Source organism: uncultured Jannaschia sp., assembly GCF_947494055.1.
Taxonomy (GTDB): Bacteria; Pseudomonadota; Alphaproteobacteria; order Rhodobacterales; family Rhodobacteraceae; genus Jannaschia.
This window is the reverse complement of the sequence record NZ_CANLTR010000003.1, coordinates 143,053-159,143: the sequence shown is the minus strand read 5'-3', so window position 1 is coordinate 159,143 and position 16,091 is coordinate 143,053. Positions and strand designations below refer to the sequence as shown.

At 70.6% G+C, this 16,091-nt stretch carries 17 protein-coding genes; 11 read left to right on the top strand and 6 right to left on the bottom strand.

Translation table 11 applies throughout. The features are described 5' to 3' along the window. Window positions 1–6: 6 nt before the first annotated feature. From Q1A87_RS04290 to Q1A87_RS04270, 5 genes are all read left to right on the top strand, one after another. Complete coding sequence (locus Q1A87_RS04290) at window positions 7–756, top strand: 16S rRNA (uracil(1498)-N(3))-methyltransferase (protein WP_299647404.1); 750 nt, start codon at window positions 7–9, stop codon at window positions 754–756. Then, window positions 753–1,568 (top strand): GNAT family N-acetyltransferase, encoded by an 816-nt coding sequence (locus tag Q1A87_RS04285; RefSeq protein WP_299647402.1) that lies wholly within the window; start codon window positions 753–755, stop codon window positions 1,566–1,568. Before Q1A87_RS04290 ends, Q1A87_RS04285 begins: the two co-directional genes overlap by 4 nt. Continuing rightward, window positions 1,565–2,098 (top strand): hypothetical protein, encoded by a 534-nt coding sequence (locus Q1A87_RS04280; RefSeq protein WP_299647400.1) that lies wholly within the window; start codon window positions 1,565–1,567, stop codon window positions 2,096–2,098. Before Q1A87_RS04285 ends, Q1A87_RS04280 begins: the two co-directional genes overlap by 4 nt. Before the next feature lie 28 nt (window positions 2,099–2,126). Then, complete coding sequence (locus Q1A87_RS04275) at window positions 2,127–3,497, top strand: glutamate--cysteine ligase (protein ID WP_299647398.1); 1,371 nt, start codon at window positions 2,127–2,129, stop codon at window positions 3,495–3,497. A 138-nt stretch (window positions 3,498–3,635) separates the two neighbouring features. Then, complete coding sequence (locus Q1A87_RS04270; RefSeq protein WP_299647396.1) at window positions 3,636–3,902, top strand: hypothetical protein; 267 nt, start codon at window positions 3,636–3,638, stop codon at window positions 3,900–3,902. On the opposite strand, the gene Q1A87_RS04265 is transcribed toward Q1A87_RS04270, so the two are convergent. Genes Q1A87_RS04265 through Q1A87_RS04245 form a run of 5 tightly spaced genes read right to left on the bottom strand, consistent with a single transcriptional unit; the run spans window position 3,891 to window position 7,672 of the window. After that, window positions 3,891–4,220: a hypothetical protein gene (locus Q1A87_RS04265; RefSeq protein WP_363322945.1), complete on the bottom strand. Its 330-nt coding sequence runs from the start codon at window positions 4,218–4,220 to the stop codon at window positions 3,891–3,893. The genes Q1A87_RS04270 and Q1A87_RS04265 overlap by 12 nt on opposite strands. After that, window positions 4,217–4,828 carry a glycerol-3-phosphate 1-O-acyltransferase PlsY gene (gene plsY, locus Q1A87_RS04260; protein WP_299647394.1) on the bottom strand — a complete coding sequence of 204 codons (612 nt, stop codon included), beginning with the start codon at window positions 4,826–4,828 and terminating at the stop codon, window positions 4,217–4,219. Before plsY ends, Q1A87_RS04265 begins: the two co-directional genes overlap by 4 nt. Beyond that, a complete protein-coding gene (gene pyrC / locus Q1A87_RS04255) occupies window positions 4,821–6,092 on the bottom strand; it encodes a dihydroorotase (RefSeq protein ID WP_299647392.1) in 1,272 nt (423 codons plus the stop codon). Before pyrC ends, plsY begins: the two co-directional genes overlap by 8 nt. A 45-nt stretch (window positions 6,093–6,137) precedes the next feature. Beyond that, the gene (locus Q1A87_RS04250) at window positions 6,138–6,677 is read right to left on the bottom strand and encodes a hypothetical protein (protein WP_299647390.1); all 540 of its coding nucleotides are present in this window, start codon (window positions 6,675–6,677) and stop codon (window positions 6,138–6,140) included. 59 nt (window positions 6,678–6,736) lie between these two features. Continuing rightward, window positions 6,737–7,672: an aspartate carbamoyltransferase catalytic subunit gene (locus Q1A87_RS04245; protein ID WP_299647388.1), complete on the bottom strand. Its 936-nt coding sequence runs from the start codon at window positions 7,670–7,672 to the stop codon at window positions 6,737–6,739. A 73-nt stretch (window positions 7,673–7,745) separates the two neighbouring features. Between Q1A87_RS04245 and Q1A87_RS04240 the strand changes: the two genes are divergently transcribed. The 5 genes from Q1A87_RS04240 (at window position 7,746) to Q1A87_RS04220 (ending at window position 14,956) form a co-directional block, all read left to right on the top strand. Further along, a complete protein-coding gene (locus Q1A87_RS04240) occupies window positions 7,746–8,531 on the top strand; it encodes a uracil-DNA glycosylase (RefSeq protein ID WP_299647386.1) in 786 nt (261 codons plus the stop codon). A 78-nt stretch (window positions 8,532–8,609) separates the two neighbouring features. Next, window positions 8,610–9,434 carry a glutathione-dependent disulfide-bond oxidoreductase gene (yghU, locus tag Q1A87_RS04235; protein ID WP_299647384.1) on the top strand — a complete coding sequence of 275 codons (825 nt, stop codon included), beginning with the start codon at window positions 8,610–8,612 and terminating at the stop codon, window positions 9,432–9,434. A 70-nt stretch (window positions 9,435–9,504) separates the two neighbouring features. Further along, complete coding sequence (gene moaB, locus Q1A87_RS04230; RefSeq protein WP_299647653.1) at window positions 9,505–10,035, top strand: molybdenum cofactor biosynthesis protein B; 531 nt, start codon at window positions 9,505–9,507, stop codon at window positions 10,033–10,035. A 102-nt stretch (window positions 10,036–10,137) separates the two neighbouring features. Beyond that, window positions 10,138–11,589, top strand: coding sequence for an HlyD family efflux transporter periplasmic adaptor subunit (locus Q1A87_RS04225; protein ID WP_299647382.1), 1,452 nt, complete (start codon window positions 10,138–10,140; stop codon window positions 11,587–11,589). A gap of 1 nt (window position 11,590) precedes the next feature. Continuing rightward, entirely contained in the window at window positions 11,591–14,956 is a 3,366-nt protein-coding gene (locus tag Q1A87_RS04220; RefSeq protein WP_299647380.1) for an efflux RND transporter permease subunit, read from the top strand. Between the two features lie 44 nt (window positions 14,957–15,000). On the opposite strand, the gene nusB is transcribed toward Q1A87_RS04220, so the two are convergent. Then, on the bottom strand, window positions 15,001–15,483 hold the full coding sequence (nusB, locus tag Q1A87_RS04215; protein ID WP_299647378.1) for a transcription antitermination factor NusB: 483 nt from the start codon (window positions 15,481–15,483) through the stop codon (window positions 15,001–15,003). A gap of 101 nt (window positions 15,484–15,584) precedes the next feature. On the opposite strand from nusB, the gene Q1A87_RS04210 reads away from it, so the two are divergent. Then, complete coding sequence (locus Q1A87_RS04210; protein ID WP_299647377.1) at window positions 15,585–16,085, top strand: DUF2380 domain-containing protein; 501 nt, start codon at window positions 15,585–15,587, stop codon at window positions 16,083–16,085. Window positions 16,086–16,091: the final 6 nt, after the last annotated feature.

Genomic DNA, 16,091 nt, shown 5'->3' with positions numbered 1-16,091 from the left:
GGCCTCATGGACGGCAGGGACAGTCGGGTGCGCCTGCATATAGCCGGTCCGCTCGCGTCGGGACAACCGGCGGAGCTGACGCGGGATCAGGCGCATTACCTCTCGGGCGTCATGCGGCTGGCGCCTGGCGACACGCTGACGGTGTTCGACGGCACCTCCGGCGCGTGGCGCGCGCGGATCGAGGCGGCGTCGAAGCGCGGCGGCACGCTGACGGTCGAAGAGCGGGTCGCGCCGCAGCGGACCCCGCCCGATCTCTGGCTCCTCTTTGCGCCGATCAAGAAGGCGCGGACCGACTTCATCGTGGAGAAGGCGTGCGAGCTCGGCGCGGCACGCATCCTGCCGGTGGCGACCGATCACACCAACTCCGAGCGCATCCGCCGCGACCGGCTCCAGGCCCATGCGGTCGAGGCGGCGGAGCAATGCGGCGGGACCTACGTGCCGGAGGTGGCCGAGATCGCGCCGCTCGCGCGTCTGCTCGACGACTGGCCCGAGGGCCGCGCGCTCGTCTTCTGCGACGAGGCGCTGTCCGACGATCCCGTCTGGGCGGACGGCGCGGGACAGGGCGGCACGCTGCCCCCCGCCCCCGCCGCGATCCTGGTCGGGCCGGAGGGCGGGTTCTCCCCCGCCGAACGCGCCCGGCTCCGCGCCCATCCGCAGGCCACCGCCATCGCACTCGGCCCCCGCATCCTGCGCGCCGACACGGCCGCCGTGGCCGCGCTGACTTTGTGGCAGGCGGCGCGGGGGGATTGGACGTGATCCCGCTTGGCCCGGCAGACTGGGCGGCGATCGAGGCGGTCCTGCGGACTCGGCCGACCGACGCGATGTTTCCGCTCGCCAACCTGCGGGACCATGGAATGGAGGGCGACCATCAGAACGCGACCCGCTTCTGGGGCGATGCGTCCCCGCCACGGCGCGCGGTGCTCGGCCTGACCAATCGCGGCATGGTCCTGCCCTTCGCCACCGAGCCCGAACCCGCCGCCGCGATCCTGCGCGGCCGTCCGATTGCCGGCTTCGCCGGTCCGAGCGGTTCGGTCCGGCCATTGATGCGCGCGCTCGGCCTTGACGCGCCGGCGGGCGGGCTCGACGCGGACGAGCCGCAGTTCCATCTCGATCTGGCAACGCTGAGAGTTCCCGAAGGGCCAGGGACGCTCGCGCCGCTGACGCTCGACCGCGCGCGCGCCGTTGCGTGGCGCGTTGCCTATACCCGGGAGACCGACATGGGATTAGGCTCGCAGGCCGAGGCAGTAGAGGACGTCGCAGGCTGGATCGCGGCCGACAGCCACCGTTTCCTCGTCGTCGATGGCGAGCCAGTCGCGATGACCGGGTTCAACGCCCGGCTGCCCGACATCGTGCAGGTCGGCGGCGTCTACGTCCCGCCCGTTGCACGCCGGCGCGGGCTCGGCCGTCGCGCGGTCGCGTTGCATCTGGCGGAGGCCAGCGCGCAGGGGATCGGCCAGGCGACGCTCTTCGCCGCCTCCGAGGCGGCCGTCGCCTGCTACCGCCCCCTCGGCTTCAAGCGGATCGGCGACTTCGCGCTCGTCGTGCGCGAGACGGCGGTGATGGCGTGATCCGCCCCGAGATCGCTGCGATGCTCGGCCGATGGCGCGAGGCGCTGGCAGGCGGCGCGGCGATCGCGCTCGGTGCCTGGCTCTGGTGGGACAATTACGGCCTCATCGCGCTTTTCGGCGGCGTTCTCGTCGCCATCGGTGCCGTGCTCGCGCTGTCGGGCATCCGTCAGGCCCGCTTCCGCACGACGACCGGGGCACCCGGGCTGGTGGAGGTGGACGAGGGGCGCATCACCTACATGGGTCCGGTCATGGGGGGATCGGTCGATCTGGACGCGCTCTCGTCGGTGACGTTCCGCCGCACGGCGACCGGCGAAGCGTTCTGGCGGCTGGCGCAGTCCGACGGGCCGACGCTCGTCATTCCCGAGGGTGCCGCGAATGCCGAGAGCCTGCTCGATGCCCTGGCCCCCTTGCCCGGCTTCGACACCGGCGCGATGATCCAGGCGGTGCGGTCGCGCGCGTCCAGTACGACCAAGGTCTGGCAGCGGAACGCGCCCCGCGCCTTGACTCGGACCGGGCCGGGAAGCAGGTGACGGTCGCGGAGCGAACCGGAGGCCTGCGATGTCCATTCCCCAGACCGGCGGCGGGCCGATCGAGTCGCAGGCCGACCTGACGGCCTATCTCGCCTCCGGCTGCAAGCCCCGCGACCAGTGGCGCATCGGCACGGAGCACGAGAAGTTCGGCTACCGCACGGACACCCATGCACCGCTGCCCTACGAAGGCGAGAGCTCGATCCACGCCATGCTCGCGGGCCTGCGCGACCGGTTCGGCTGGTCCCCCGTCGAGGAAGGCGGCCATCTCATCGGGCTGGAGAAGGACGGCGCCAACGTCTCGCTGGAGCCGGGCGGGCAGCTCGAGCTTTCGGGCGCCCCGCTCGAGACGATCCACCAGACCTGCGACGAGGTGAACGACCACCTGCGCGAGGTACAGACCGTCGCCGACACGATCGGCGCGCATTTCATCGGGCTGGGCGCGGCGCCGGAATGGCGCCACGAGGACATGCCGCTCATGCCCAAGGGCCGTTACAAGCTGATGGATTCCTACATGGGAAAAGTCGGCACGATGGGCCGGGTGATGATGCGGCGGACCTGCACCGTGCAGGTCAATCTCGACTTCGGGTCCGAGGCCGACATGGTCAAGAAGCTGCGCGTGGCGATGGCGCTGCAATCGGTGGCCACCGCGCTCTTCGCGAACTCGCCGTTCTTCGAGGGCAAGCCCAACGGCCACAAGTCCTGGCGCGCCCGTGTCTGGCGCGACCTCGACGCGGCGCGGACCGGCATCCCCGCCTTCGTCTTCGAGGACGGGTTCGGCTTCGAGCGCTGGACGGACTACGCGCTTGATACGCCGATGTACTTCGTCTACCGCGACGGCACCTATGTCGATGCGCTGGGCCAGTCCTTCCGCGACTTCATGCGGGGCGAATTGCCGGCGCTGCCGGGCGAGAAGCCGACGATGGCGGACTGGGCCGATCACCTGACGACGCTGTTTCCCGAAGCGCGGATCAAGAAGTACATGGAGATGCGCGGGGCCGACGGAGGGCCGTGGCGCCGGCTCTGCGCCCTGCCGGCCTTCTGGGTCGGGCTGCTCTACGACGACGCGTCGCTCGACGCGGCCTGGGACCTGGCGAGGGACTGGGATCAGGAGACGCGGCTCGCCCTGCGCGTCGCGGCCAGCGTCGACGGGTTGCAGGCGCAGGTGGGCGACGTGCGCATGCACGACCTCGCCCGCGAGCTGGTGGCAATTTCCGAAGCGGGACTCAAGTCGCGGGCGCGCCCAGGTGCGGGCGGGCTGGTGCCGGACGAGACGCATTTCCTCAACGCGCTGAAGGAATCGGTCGAGACGGGGAAGGTGCCGGCGGACGAGCTGCTGGACGATTACAACGGACCGTGGGCAGGCGACCTGTCGCGGATCTACGCCGAGCGGAGCTACTGAGGCTTCGCGGCTCACCGCGACGGATTGGCAACACCGACCGCAGTTCCGGTCGGCCAACAGACCGTACGATGCAGATGTCACGCGCGGCAGCTGGCATGCTGAAGCATCGTACAGCTGACTTCAATCGTAGGCTCCGGAATGCGCAACTTTTTCATCAACGCCCTCGACAAGCTTGTGGGCGTCATCGTCATCCTCGGGGGGATCGTCGTCCTGCTCGCGGCCGGCGCCGCTCTTCTTGGCAGCGGGCCGCAATCAGGCATCCCCGCCGCGGTCGCGATCCTCGTCGGTGGGACAATCTACCTGATCCTGACGGGCGGCTTCCTCTATCTCGCGCTCGGCATTTATCACAACACCCGCCGGACCGCCGAACTTCTCGAGGACATCGCACCGTCGCTACGGCCGTAAGCGACGGGACGTGCAGGCCGGCGCCCGCGATCGATCCTGCGGATGATCCGACGTTGTCGCCAGTTCCAGTTCCGCCACGAAGCGCGCGACCTTCGCCGCCGGCATCTCGCAGGGGCGGAGCCGCGGGCCTGTCGCAAGCCGGTAGAGGTTGAGGCTCACGTAGTCCGATCCGTCGAGCGCGCGGGCGACCAGCTTCTCCGACGCGCCGCCGGCGAAGAGCGTACGACTCACCAGCCAGTCCGCGCCATGCGCGCGCCCGCGGAACGTGCCGAGCGGCAGCGCGTCGAGCGCGGTCGCCACCTCCGCCGCCTGCGTCACGCGCGCTTCGAGGCGCCGATGCGCGGCTCCTCTCCCGCGCGGATCCGCTGGATGTTGTGGCGGTGGAAGACGACGATCATCGCCGCGAAGAACGCCATCAGCGTCGCCGCCTCCGGATGGAGCCACCACGCCCAGAGCGGCGCCGACAGGGCCGCGACGATCGCCCCCATCGAGGAAATGCGCGTCGCGAAGGCCCCCGCGAGCCACGATGCGCAGACGACGAGGCCGAGCGGGAAGGACAGCGCCAGCGCGGTGCCGAGGAAGGTCGCCACCGCCTTGCCGCCCCGGAAGCGCAGCCAGAGGGGCCAGGCATGGCCGAGGAACGCCGCGAGCCCCGCCACCTGCGCCGCGTCGCCCGCAAGGAACGCCCCGGCGAGCAGCACACCAAAGGCGCCCTTCCCGGAATCGCCAAGCAGCGTCAGGAACGCCGCGGGCTTGTTGCCGGTCCGGAGCACGTTGGTCGCGCCGATATTGCCGGACCCGACCTGCCGCAGATCGCCCAGCCGGAACAGCCGGGCCATGACGATGCCGAACGGCACCGAGCCGAGGAGATAGGCCAATAGCCCGACGACGAGCAAAACGGGAACCGGCGTCACGAGCTCAGGCATGTGCCGCCTCCCGATCCCAGACGCGCATGCCCCCGACCCAGGTGCCGATCACCCGCCCCTCCATGCGCGCGCCGTCGAAGGGCGTGTTCTTCGACTTGGAGGCGAGCTTCCAGCGGTCGAGCACGAAGGGCGCGTCCGGGTCGAAGAGGACGAGGTCCGCCGGCGCGCCAACGTCGAGCGTCCCGCCCTCGAGCCCGAGCCGCCGCGCAGGGTTCAGCGACAGCGCCCGCCAGAGCGTGGGGAGGTCGAGATGGCCCGAATGGACGAGACGCATCGCGGCGGGCAGCAGCGTCTCGAGCCCGACGGCGCCCGGCGCCGCCTCCTCGAAGGGCAGGCGCTTCGACTCCTCGTCCTGCGGCGTATGCATCGAGGAGATCACGTCGATCGTGCCGTCCGCGAGTGCCTCGACCGTGGCGAGCCGGTCGGCCTCCTCCCGCAGGGGCGGCGTGACCTTGAAGAAGGTGCGGTAATCGGCGACGTCGAGCACGTTGAGCGTCAGGTGGTGGATCGAGGTCCCCGCCGTCACGTCGAGCCCCTCCGCCTTTGCCCGCCGGAGCGCCGGCAGGCTGGCGGCGCAGGTGATCTGGTCGAGATGGTAGGCGACGCCGGTGGCACCGGCGAGCGCGAGGTCGCGCTCCACCCCCAGCCGCTCGGCCAGGGGCGAGACGCCGGGCAGGCCGCGCAGGCTCGCGAACTTGCCGCTGGTGATGACGGCACCGGCGGAGAGGCCCGGATCCTGCGGGTGGCCGATGACGAGCGCGCCGAGCGAGCGCGCATAGGTCAGGCAGCGGCTCAGAATCCGGGTGTCGCGCACGACATGCGTGCCGTCGGTGAAGGCCACCGCCCCGGCATCGCGCAGGAAGCCGATCTCCACCATCTCGCGCCCGGCGCGGCCGCGGGTCAGCGCCGCCATGTGGCGAACGCGCACGCGGGCCTCGGCGGCGCGGCCCCGAGCCTGCTCCAGCAGTTCGGGCGCGTCGATCACCGGGATCGTGTCGGGCCGGACGATTATCGTGGTCACCCCGCCCCGCGCCGCCGCTTCCCCGGCGGTGCGGAAGCTCTCCTTGTGGCGCTCGCCCGGCTCGCCCACCTTCACGCCGATATCGACGATGCCCGGCGCGAGGCAGCGACCGCGGCAGTCGATCCGCGTCGCCGCCGGGCCCGGCTCGGCGATACGCCCGTCCACCACACGCAGGTCGCCCCGCCGCTCCGTGCCGGAAACGGGATCGATCAGGCGGGCATCGGTGAAGAGCGTGGCGTCCATGCTTCCGCGATAGCGTCGGCCCGGCCGCGGCGCAATCGAGCGCGCTCAGAGGAATGCGAAGAGCAGCCCTGCGATCACCAGCGCCGCGACCACGATCCAGAGGATCCGGGTCCGGTCGAGCGGCTTGCCCGCAACCGTCTTATCGGCCCGCTCCTCGCGCGGCGGCTTTGCGGCGGGCGGCAGGTCGCGCGGCGTCATGTCGGCCTCCGCCGGGGCGTAGCTGCCGATATGGGTGAGCTCCGGCCGGGGCTCCAGCTCCGAGAGTCCCTCCACCGCGCGCGGCGCCACCACGAGGACGTCGCCGGACAGCGCGTCGAGCCGCGCCGTATCCGCCTCCATCGAGGCGGGCGGGATATCGTGCGCCTGCGCGAGATAGCTGCGCAGGCCCATCGGCGCGACGTCGCGGACGGCGAAGACCTCGACATGGGCCGCGTCGACCGGCGCGCCGAGGGCATCCTGCACCGGCGTCGCGTCCGGGGCCTCCCCGGGCGGCGAAAGGTAGGTACGGTGCGCGAGCTTGAGGGACCCGTCGCTGAGCGAGAAGACGTGGACCCGCGGATCGCGCGGCTCGAGGGAAAAGGTCATGGGGCGGCTCCGCTGTGGCTGTCACGGAGTCAACGCGGCGGCGGCGCTCGGGTTCGACCTCAGGCGTCGGCCCGCAGGTTCCGCGCCAGCAGGTCCATCGCCGCCATGCGCACGGCCACGCCCATCTCGACCTGTTCCTGTATGACGGAGCGGTTGATGTCGTCGGCGAGCGTGCCGTCGATCTCCACGCCCCGGTTCATCGGACCGGGATGCATCACGATGGCGTCGGGCCTGGCGTGTCGCAGCTTCTCCGCGTCGAGGCCGAAGCGGTGGTAGTATTCGCGCTCCGAGGGGATGAACGCGCCGTCCATGCGCTCCTTCTGGAGGCGCAGCATCATCACCACGTCGGCGTCGCGCAGGCCCTCGGCCATGTCGTCGGTGACCTCGACACCAAGTTCCGCTACCTCGGCGGGCATCAGCGTCGGTGGGCCGACGAGGCGGACGCGGTTCTCCATCTTGCCGAGCAGGATCAGGTTCGACCGCGCCACCCGGCTATGGGCGATGTCGCCGCAGATCACCACGGTCAACCGGTGCAGCCGCCCCTTGGCCCGGCGGATCGTCAGTGCGTCGAGAAGCGCCTGCGTCGGATGCTCGTGCCGCCCGTCGCCCGCGTTCAGAACGGCGCAGTTCACCTTCTCGGCAAGCAGGTTCACCGCGCCCGAATGCGGGTGCCGCACGACGAGGAGATCGGGGCGCATCGCGTTCAGCGTCAGCGCGGTGTCGATCAGCGTCTCGCCCTTCTTCAGGCTCGACGCCTGCATCGCCATGTTCATCACGTCCGCGCCCAGACGCTTGCCGGCGATCTCGAAGCTGGCCTGCGTGCGGGTCGAGTTCTCGAAGAACATGTTGACCTGCGTGAGCCCCTCGAGCGCGGTCCCGTGCTTCTCCCCCCGCCGCGTGGCCTCCGCGTAGTGCTGCGCGAGGTCGAGAAGCTCGGTGATCTCCGCCGGGTGGAGCGGCTCGATCCCGAGGAGGTGGCGATGCCGGAAGGTCATGGCGCCTCCATGCGGCGCGGGCGGGCGGCGATCAAGCCCTTCCGGTCGCGGGGCCGGCGGGCTAGGCAGGGGCATGCCCGAGCTCGATCCCTTCACCGCGCGCGCGACGCTGGAATGGCTGATCGAGATGGGCTGCGACGAGGCGATCGGAGAACGTCCCGTCAACCGCTACGCCCTGCCCGACCGACAGCCCGTGCCCGAACCGCCCGCCCCGCCGCCCGAGGTGGACATGCCGGTGACGGCGGATGCCGCGCAGGCCACGGATGCCGTCGCCGAGGCTGACCGGCGCGCCGCAGCGGCGGCGAGCCTGGCCGAATTGCACGACGCGATCCTGGGCTATCCGTATTGCGACCTGCGCCTCGGCGCGTCGAGCACGGTCTTCGCCGCGGGCGACCCATCCGCGCGGGTGATGATCATCGGTGACGCGCCGGGACGCGAGGAGGACCGGGCGGGCCATCCCTTCGCCGGTGCGAGCGGCGCACTCCTCGACCGGATGCTGGCGGCGATCGGCCTCGCGCGCGACGGCGAAGGGTCGGCGGGCGTCTATCTCGCCAGCGTCCTGCCGTGGCGACTGCCGTCGGACCGGGCGCCGGAGCCGGACGAGATGGCGATGATGCTGCCGTTCCTGCGCCGGCACGTCGAACTGGCCGCCCCCGAGATCCTCGTCCTCATGGGCAACCAGCCCTGCGGCGCGGTGCTGGGCCGGCGCGGGCTGACGCGGTTGCGCGGCACCTGGACCGAGGGGTTCGGTCGCCCGGCCCTGCCGATGCTGCCGCCCGCCTACCTGATGCGGAACCCGGGCGCCAAGCGCGAGGCCTGGGCGGATTTGCTGGAGCTCGCCGCCCGGCTCGACCCCTGAACCTTGAATGTGCGCGGACGCGGGGTTGCGGGCGCCGGCGGAACGCTATGTGCTCCCTCGACAAACTGGAGACCCGCGATGAGCTACACACTCCCCGACGTCTGGACCTGGGATGCCGAGAACGGTGGCCAGTTCGCCAGCACCAACCGCCCCGTCGCCGGCCCGACCCACGACAAGGCGTTGCCCCGGGGCGAACATCCCTACCAGCTCCACAGCCTCGCCACGCCGAACGGGCAGAAGGTCACGATCCTGTTCGAGGAGCTGATCGAGGCCGGGCACGACGTCGAATACGACGCCTGGCCCATCGATATCGGCGAGGGTGACCAGTTCGGCTCGGGCTTCGTGGAGATCAATCCGAACTCCAAGATCCCCGCGCTCCTCGACCTGACCGGCCCGGAGCCCGTCCGCGTGTTCGAAAGCGCGGCGATCATGCTTCACCTCGCCGAGCGCTACGACGCGTTCCTCGGGTCGAGCCGACCGGAGATGCTGTCCTGGCTGTTCTGGCAGATGGGCAGCGCGCCGTTCCTCGGCGGCGGGTTCGGCCATTTCTTCGCCTACGCGCCCGAGAAGATGGAATATCCGATCAACCGCTACGCGATGGAGGCGAAGCGGCAGCTCGACGTGCTGAACCGCGAGCTGGCTTCGAAGGATTTCATCGCGGGCGACGAATATACCATCGCCGACATGGCGATCTGGCCGTGGTACGGGCAGCTCTGCCTCGGCGGGCGGCTCTACGACGGGTCCGATCGGTTCCTCGCCGTGCACGAATACGGGAACGTCGTCGAATGGGCCGAGCGGATCGACGCGCGGCCGGGGGTGCAGCGCGGGCGTCGCGTCAATCGGCTCAAGGGTGAAGCTCCGGCGCCCTTGCCGGAACGGCATTCGCCGGGGGATTTCGACTGACACTTCGGGTGGAGGGGCGCTGCCCCGGCCTGCGGCCCCCCGGGATATTTGGAAAGCAAAGACGGAGGCAATCGTGACGCGCGACTTCCTACCCTGCCGCATCGCCGTCCTGACCGTCAGCGACACGCGCGCGGCAGAGGACGACCGCTCGGGCGAAACGCTCGTCGAGCGCCTGACGGCGGCGGGGCATTCCCTCGCCGCCCGCGCGATCCTGAAGGACGACCGTGCGGCGATCGCGGCGCAACTCGACACCTGGTGCGACAACGCGGAGATCGACGTGATCCTGTCGACCGGCGGGACCGGACTGACGGGGCGCGACGTGACGGTGGAGGCGCATCGCGACGTCTACGAGAAGGAGATCGACGCCTTCGGCACCGTCTTCACGATGATCTCGATGCAGAAGATCGGCACCTCGGCGGTACAGTCCCGCGCCTGCGCCGGTGTGGCGAAGGGGACCTACCTCTTCGCGCTGCCCGGCTCGCCCTCGGCCTGCCGGGACGCGTGGGACGGTATCCTCGCCCCACAGCTCGACTACCGCCATCGCCCCTGCAACTTCGTCGAGATCATGCCGCGGCTGGACGAACATCTCCGCCGAAAGTGATCGCCTGTCATTTCCGTGCGACGGAACCGCGTGCGACGAACGTGAGGATTGGCAGGGGCCGGGAAATCCCTATCTTTCGTACGTCACCCGGCCGGAGATCCGATGCGCTTTCTTGGACGTAGCCTCACGGCGCTCTTCCTGCTCGCCCTCACGGCGGGGCTGCTCGCCTGGGCGGCGGCGATCGTCTTCGCCGCGCTGGAGGAGCGTCGCGCGCGCGATGAGGGCGGGCCGCCCGCCCGCGAGCGCATCCTCGCCGCGAACGTGGTGGAGGCCGTGCCGGAGACGATCGCGCCCGTCCTGACGGCCTTCGGCGAGATCCGCGCCCGCCGGGTGCTGGAGCTTCGCGCCCCGGTGGGCGGCCGCGTCGTCGAACTCGCGCCCGAGATGGAGGATGGCGGACGCGTGACCGAGGGGCAGGTCCTGATGCGCATCGATCCCGCCGGAGCGGAGGCCGCGCTGTCGGTCGCCCGGGCCGATCTCGCCGAAGCGGAGGCCGAGCTGCGCGACGCCGGGCGCAGCCTGGAGTTGTCGCGGGCGGAGCTCGTCGGGGCCGAGACGCAGCGCGACCTGCAGGCCCAGGCAGTGCAGCGGCAGCGCGATCTGAGCAATCGCGGCGTCGGTGCGACGGCGGCGGTCGAGGCGGCGGAGCTGTCGCTCTCGGCGGCCGAGCAGGCCATCCTGTCCGCGCGCGGCACCGTCGCCACGAGCGAGGCGCGGATCGATTCCGCGCGGCTGGCCATCGACCGCAGCCGCATCGCGGTGGAGAACGCGACCCGCGACCTCGAGGACCGGACCGTCGAAGCGGCTTTCGCCGGCCGGCTCGCCGACGTCTCGGTCCTGCCGGGCGGGCTCGTCTCCGCGAACGAGATGGTCGCCACGCTGATCGACCCGGCCGAACTCGAGGTCGTGTTCCGCCTCTCCGCCGCGCAGCACGCGCGATTGCTCGATGCCGAGGGCGCGCTGATCGGGGTTCCGATGCGCGCCGTGCTCGACGTGCAGGGGCTGGAGCTCGCGGCAGAAGGCACCGTCACCCGCGAGGCCGCCGCCGTGGGCGAGGGCCAGACCGGCCGCACCGTTTACGCCCGCCTCCACGACAGCCGCGGCTTCCGCCCCGGCGACTTCGTGCGCGTCGAGGTGGAGGAGCCCGCGATCGAGGACGCGATCCGTCTGCCCGCCACCGCCCTGTCGCCGTTGAGCGACGTGCTGGTCCTCGGCGCGGACGACCGGTTGGAGGCGCGGGAGGTGACGCTGCTGCGCCGGCAAGGCGACGACGTGCTCGTCGCCGGCGACATCGCGGGACACGAGGTGGTGGCCGAACGCACCGCCGCGCTCGGCCTCGGCATCCGCGTCCGCCCCCTGCGCCCCGGTGTAGACGCGGCGGACGAGACCGGCACCGTCACGCTCGATCCCGAACGCCGTGCGCGCATCGTGGCCTATCTCAATGCCAATACGCGCATCCCGTCCGACGTGAAGGCGCGGATGCTGAGCCAGCTCGAAGCCGAGGACGTGCCGGTGGACGTCGTCGAACGTATCGAGTCGCGGATGGGCGGCTGAGATGGGACTGCTCGGCTACTTCACCCGCCACCGGACCGCCGCGAACCTTCTTCTCGTCCTGATGCTGGCCGGGGGGCTTTTTGCGCTGCCGAACATGCGGGCGCAGTTCTTTCCCGACGTGATCGTCGACGACATCGAGGTGTTGGTCGGCTGGGACGGCGCGGGGGCCGAAGACGTGGACCGCGGCATCGTGCAGGTGCTGGAGCCGGCGCTGCGCAGCGTCGAAGGGGTGAACGACACCAACGCGGTGTCGCGCGAGAACAACGCCTGGATCGAGCTTGAGTTCGAGCCGGGCTACGACGTGCCCTCCGCCGCCGAGGAGGTGCAGTCGGCGATCGACGGCGTCACCGGCCTGCCCGACGGCCTCGACGATCCCACGGTCCGTCTGGGCCGCTGGCGCGACCGGGTCACCGATGTCATCGTGACCGGTCCGCTGGGCGTCGACCAGCTTGCCCGGCTGGCCGACGAGTTCGTCACGCGGCTCTTCGCCGCCGGCGTCACCCGGACCACGATCCAGGGCATCGCCGCGCCCGAGGTGGTGGTGGAGGTGCCGACGGCGAACCTGCTGCGCTACGACCTCACGATGTCCGAGATCGCCGCCGCGATCGGCCGGGAGGCGCAGGCCGATCCGGCCGGCGACGTCGCCGGCGCCAATGCCCGCGTCCGTACCGGACAGGCGCGCCGGGAGGCCGATGAGATCGAGGAGATCGTCCTGCGCCGGGAGGCCGGCGGCGCCGCGCTCACCGTGGGCGATGTCGCGCGCGTCGTCTCCGAGGGCGTGGACCGGGAGCGGGCCTATTTCGTCGGCCCGGACCCGGCCATCACCGTCCGTGTCGACCGCTCCGCCGACGGCGACGCGATCGGGTTGCAGCGGCAGGTGGAGGCGGTGGCCGCGGACCTTCTGCTGGACGCGCCCGAGGGCACGAATATCGAGCTCATCCGCACCCGGACGGAGGCGATCACCGGGCGGATCTCGCTTCTGGTGGACAACGCGATCCTCGGCCTCGCCCTCGTGGTGGGGCTGCTGTTCCTGTTCCTCAACGCCCGTACGGCGTTCTGGGTCGCGGCCGGCATTCCGGTCGCGATGCTCTCGGCCATCGCGCTGATGTGGGCGGCGGGGATCTCGCTCAACATGATCTCGCTTTTCGCGCTCATCATCACGCTCGGCATCGTCGTCGACGACGCGATCGTCGTGGGCGAACACGCGGATTTCCGCGCCCGCCAACTCGGCGAACCGGCGGGCATGGCGGCGGAGCGGGCGGCGCAGCGGATGTTCGCGCCGGTCTTTTCGGCGACGCTGACCACGGTGATCGCCTTCTTCGGCCTCGTCGCGATCGGCGGACGGTTCGGAGAGCTGATCCTCGATATCCCCTTCACCGTCATCGTCGTGCTGGTGGCGTCGCTGGTCGAGTGCTTCCTGATCCTGCCGCACCATATGGCGGGGGCGCTTCGGCACTCCGCGCACGAGCATTGGTACGATCTGCCGTCCCGCCAGGTGAACCGGGGGCTGGACTGGTTCCGCGAACGCCTGTTCCGGCCGCTCGTCCGGCTCATGCTGCTGGCGCGTTATCCCGTCGCGGCGGCGGCGCTGCTCCTGCTGGCGACGCAGTTCGCGCTGTTCCTGCGCGGCGACGTGCAATGGCGGTTCTTCGACTCGCCCGAACAGGGCTCGATCAGCGGCAACTTCGCGATGGTCGACGGGGCCGACCGCGCCGACACGATCGAGCAGATGCGCGAGCTGCAACGCGCGACCGAGGCGCTTGGGGCGGATTACGAGGCGGAATACGGCACCAACCCGCTCGACTATGTTCTGGCCGAGATCGGCGGCAATTCGGGCCGCGCGCTCGCCTCCGCCGACGACAAGGACCCCGAGCAGCTCGGCGCCATCTCGATCGAGCTCATCGCCGCGGACCTGCGCCCCTATTCCTCCTTCGAGTTCGTCGAGCGGCTGCAGGAGAGCGTCAGCCAGCTTCCCCTGACCGAAGAGATCAGTTTCCGCGGCTGGCGCTCCGGCCCCGGCGGCGACGCGCTGTCGGTCGAGTTCACCGGCGCCGATTCCGACACGCTGAAGGCCGCCTCCGAAGCGCTCAAGATTGCGGTCTCGCAGTTCCCCGAAGTCTCCGCCGTCGAGGACACGCTGCCCTACGACAAGGACGAACTGATCCTCACCCTGACGCCACAGGGCGAGGCGCTGGGCTTCGACGTGGGCGCGCTCGGCGCGACCCTGCGGGACCGCCTGGCCGGGATCGAAGCCGCGACCTTCCCCGTCGGTCCGCGCACCGGCGCAATCCGGGTGGAGCTGCCGGAGGAAGAGCTCAGGGCCGATTTCCTCGACACGGTGCGTCTGCCCTCGCCGCTCGGTGGCGACGTCGCGCTTTCGGACATCGTGACGGTGCGCGTGCAATCGGGCTTCGCCAACATCATCCGACGCAACGGCATACAGGAGGTCACCGTTTCCGGCGACATCACGCAGGACGACGCCGCCCGCGCCAACGAGATCCGCCAGCGCATCGCCGAGGAGATCCTGCCCGAGATCGCGAGCACCTACGGCGTCACCTACGAGCTGAGCGGTCTCGCCGAGCAGGAGAGCGAGTTCCTGACCGACGCGACGCTGGGCTTCGCCGGCTGCCTTCTGGGCATCTACCTCGTTCTGGCCTGGATCTTCTCGTCGTGGACACGGCCCGCGGTCATCATGGCGGTGATCCCCTTCGGCCTGATCGGCGCGATCTGGGGGCACTGGTTCTGGGACGTGCCGCTGTCGATGTTCTCGGTGGTCGGCCTGATCGGGATGACCGGGATCATAATCAACGATTCCATCGTGCTGGTGACGACGGTCGACGAATATGCCCGCGACCGCGCCCTCGTCCCCGCGATCACCGACGCCGTCTGCGACCGCCTGCGCCCGATCCTGCTGACGACGGCGACGACGGTGCTGGGCCTCGCGCCGCTGCTCTACGAGACCTCGTCGGACGCGCAGTTCCTGCGCCCCACGGTCATCACGCTGAGCTACGGGCTGGGCTTCGGGATGGTGCTCGTCCTGCTTCTCGTGCCGGCGATCCTCGTGATGGGGCATGACCTGACGCGCATGGGCACCGCGCTGCGCCGCCTGATGCGCTTGCCCGCCCGCGGTCGGGGGCAACGGATCGGTTACGCGGGGCTGTCGCTCGGCACGGCGATCCTGCTCTGGGGCTTCGCGACGCTCGGGCTGCAGCTCATCACCGGTGCCGTGTGGGCGCCGCTCGCACCGCTCCTTCCGGCTGGCGGGACCGCGCCGGCATTCGCCGCCTTCCTTTCAGGCACGGCACTCCTCCTCGTCACCACATGGCTCGCGGCCGCGCGCGTGATCGGCCGACGCCGCCCGGCCTGAGCCCGTCTTTGCTTTCCAAATATCCTCGCCCGGAGGGCGAAACCCTAGAACGCTTCGGGACGCGCCGCCCGTGCCATGTGGTCGAGCACGCCGTTGACGAACCCCGCCTCCTTCCCTCCGGGAAAGAAGGCGCGCGCGACCTCGACGAACTCGTTGATCACCACCTTCGGCGGGGTCGATCCGATCAGCAACTCCGCCCCCGCCGCCCGGAACAGCGCACGCAGGGTCGGGTCGATCCGGTCAATGGGCCATTTTGTCACCAACGCCCGATCCGTCATCTGGTCGATCCGCGCCTGCCGTTCCACCGCTCGCTCGATCAGGGACCGGAACAGGTCCACGTCGCCCTCGGCGAACTCGCCCTCGTCGGTGACCATGCCGAAGCGATGGGTCTCGAACTCGGCGCGGACCTTGTCGACGCCCTGCCCCATCGCCTCCATCTGGAACAGGGCCTGCACGGCATAGAGACGCGCGGCGGACTTCATTCGGCGCTTCAGCAGACGTCTGTCTTCGGGAGTCGGTTCAGCCATTCGCGCGACCTATGAGGGCCGCCTGGCGGGGTCAAGCGCACACCTTGTCGTGTGACCCCACGCGACGCCAGGATGGGCTTGTCCTGATCCCGGGGATTGCCATGCCTCGCCCCTTGCTCGCACTCATTGCCCTGCTTCTGTGCATCGCCGCGGGCGCTCGCGCGCAGGAGCGCCATCTCTTGATAATGGAGCCGGAGATCGAGGGGGACACGTCGCCGCTCGGACAGGCGGGCTATGCCGAGCGTCTGGACCGGACCAGCGACTTCATCACGGCAAGCCTCGCGGGCGTCTATGCGATCGTGCCGGCCGCGCGGGCCGACGTCTCCCTGGCCAAGCACCGCCGCCGCGCCAAGGTTCACATGTGCGCCCCCTGCGCGATGGAGTCTGGGCGGGAAGCCGGCGCGGACCGGACGCTTCAGGTCTGGGTATTCCGCATGAGCGCGCTCGTCCTGTCGATGCAGGCCGTGCTCCGCGATGTGGAGACGGGCGAAGTCCGCTACGCCACCGCCCACGATTTTCGCGGCGACACCGAAGCGGCGTGGCGCCACGCCGCAAACCGTCTCGTCGCCGGGATCGCGGCGATCCCGCCCAAGGACCGCTGAGCAGGC

What these genes read in the sequence shown, in the direction of transcription:
- Q1A87_RS04290 (WP_299647404.1), top strand. Translation starts at nt 7, where the DNA reads ATGGACGGCAGGGACAGTCGGGTGCGCCTGCATATAGCCGGTCCGCTC.
- Q1A87_RS04275 (WP_299647398.1), top strand. Translation starts at nt 2,127, where the DNA reads ATGTCCATTCCCCAGACCGGCGGCGGGCCGATCGAGTCGCAGGCCGAC.
- Q1A87_RS04270 (WP_299647396.1), top strand. Translation starts at nt 3,636, where the DNA reads ATGCGCAACTTTTTCATCAACGCCCTCGACAAGCTTGTGGGCGTCATC.
- plsY (WP_299647394.1), bottom strand. Translation starts at nt 4,828, where the DNA reads ATGCCTGAGCTCGTGACGCCGGTTCCCGTTTTGCTCGTCGTCGGGCTA.
- pyrC (WP_299647392.1), bottom strand. Translation starts at nt 6,092, where the DNA reads ATGGACGCCACGCTCTTCACCGATGCCCGCCTGATCGATCCCGTTTCC.
- Q1A87_RS04250 (WP_299647390.1), bottom strand. Translation starts at nt 6,677, where the DNA reads ATGACCTTTTCCCTCGAGCCGCGCGATCCGCGGGTCCACGTCTTCTCG.
- Q1A87_RS04245 (WP_299647388.1), bottom strand. Translation starts at nt 7,672, where the DNA reads ATGACCTTCCGGCATCGCCACCTCCTCGGGATCGAGCCGCTCCACCCG.
- Q1A87_RS04240 (WP_299647386.1), top strand. Translation starts at nt 7,746, where the DNA reads ATGCCCGAGCTCGATCCCTTCACCGCGCGCGCGACGCTGGAATGGCTG.
- yghU (WP_299647384.1), top strand. Translation starts at nt 8,610, where the DNA reads ATGAGCTACACACTCCCCGACGTCTGGACCTGGGATGCCGAGAACGGT.
- Q1A87_RS04225 (WP_299647382.1), top strand. Translation starts at nt 10,138, where the DNA reads ATGCGCTTTCTTGGACGTAGCCTCACGGCGCTCTTCCTGCTCGCCCTC.
- Q1A87_RS04220 (WP_299647380.1), top strand. Translation starts at nt 11,591, where the DNA reads ATGGGACTGCTCGGCTACTTCACCCGCCACCGGACCGCCGCGAACCTT.
- nusB (WP_299647378.1), bottom strand. Translation starts at nt 15,483, where the DNA reads ATGGCTGAACCGACTCCCGAAGACAGACGTCTGCTGAAGCGCCGAATG.
- Q1A87_RS04210 (WP_299647377.1), top strand. Translation starts at nt 15,585, where the DNA reads ATGCCTCGCCCCTTGCTCGCACTCATTGCCCTGCTTCTGTGCATCGCC.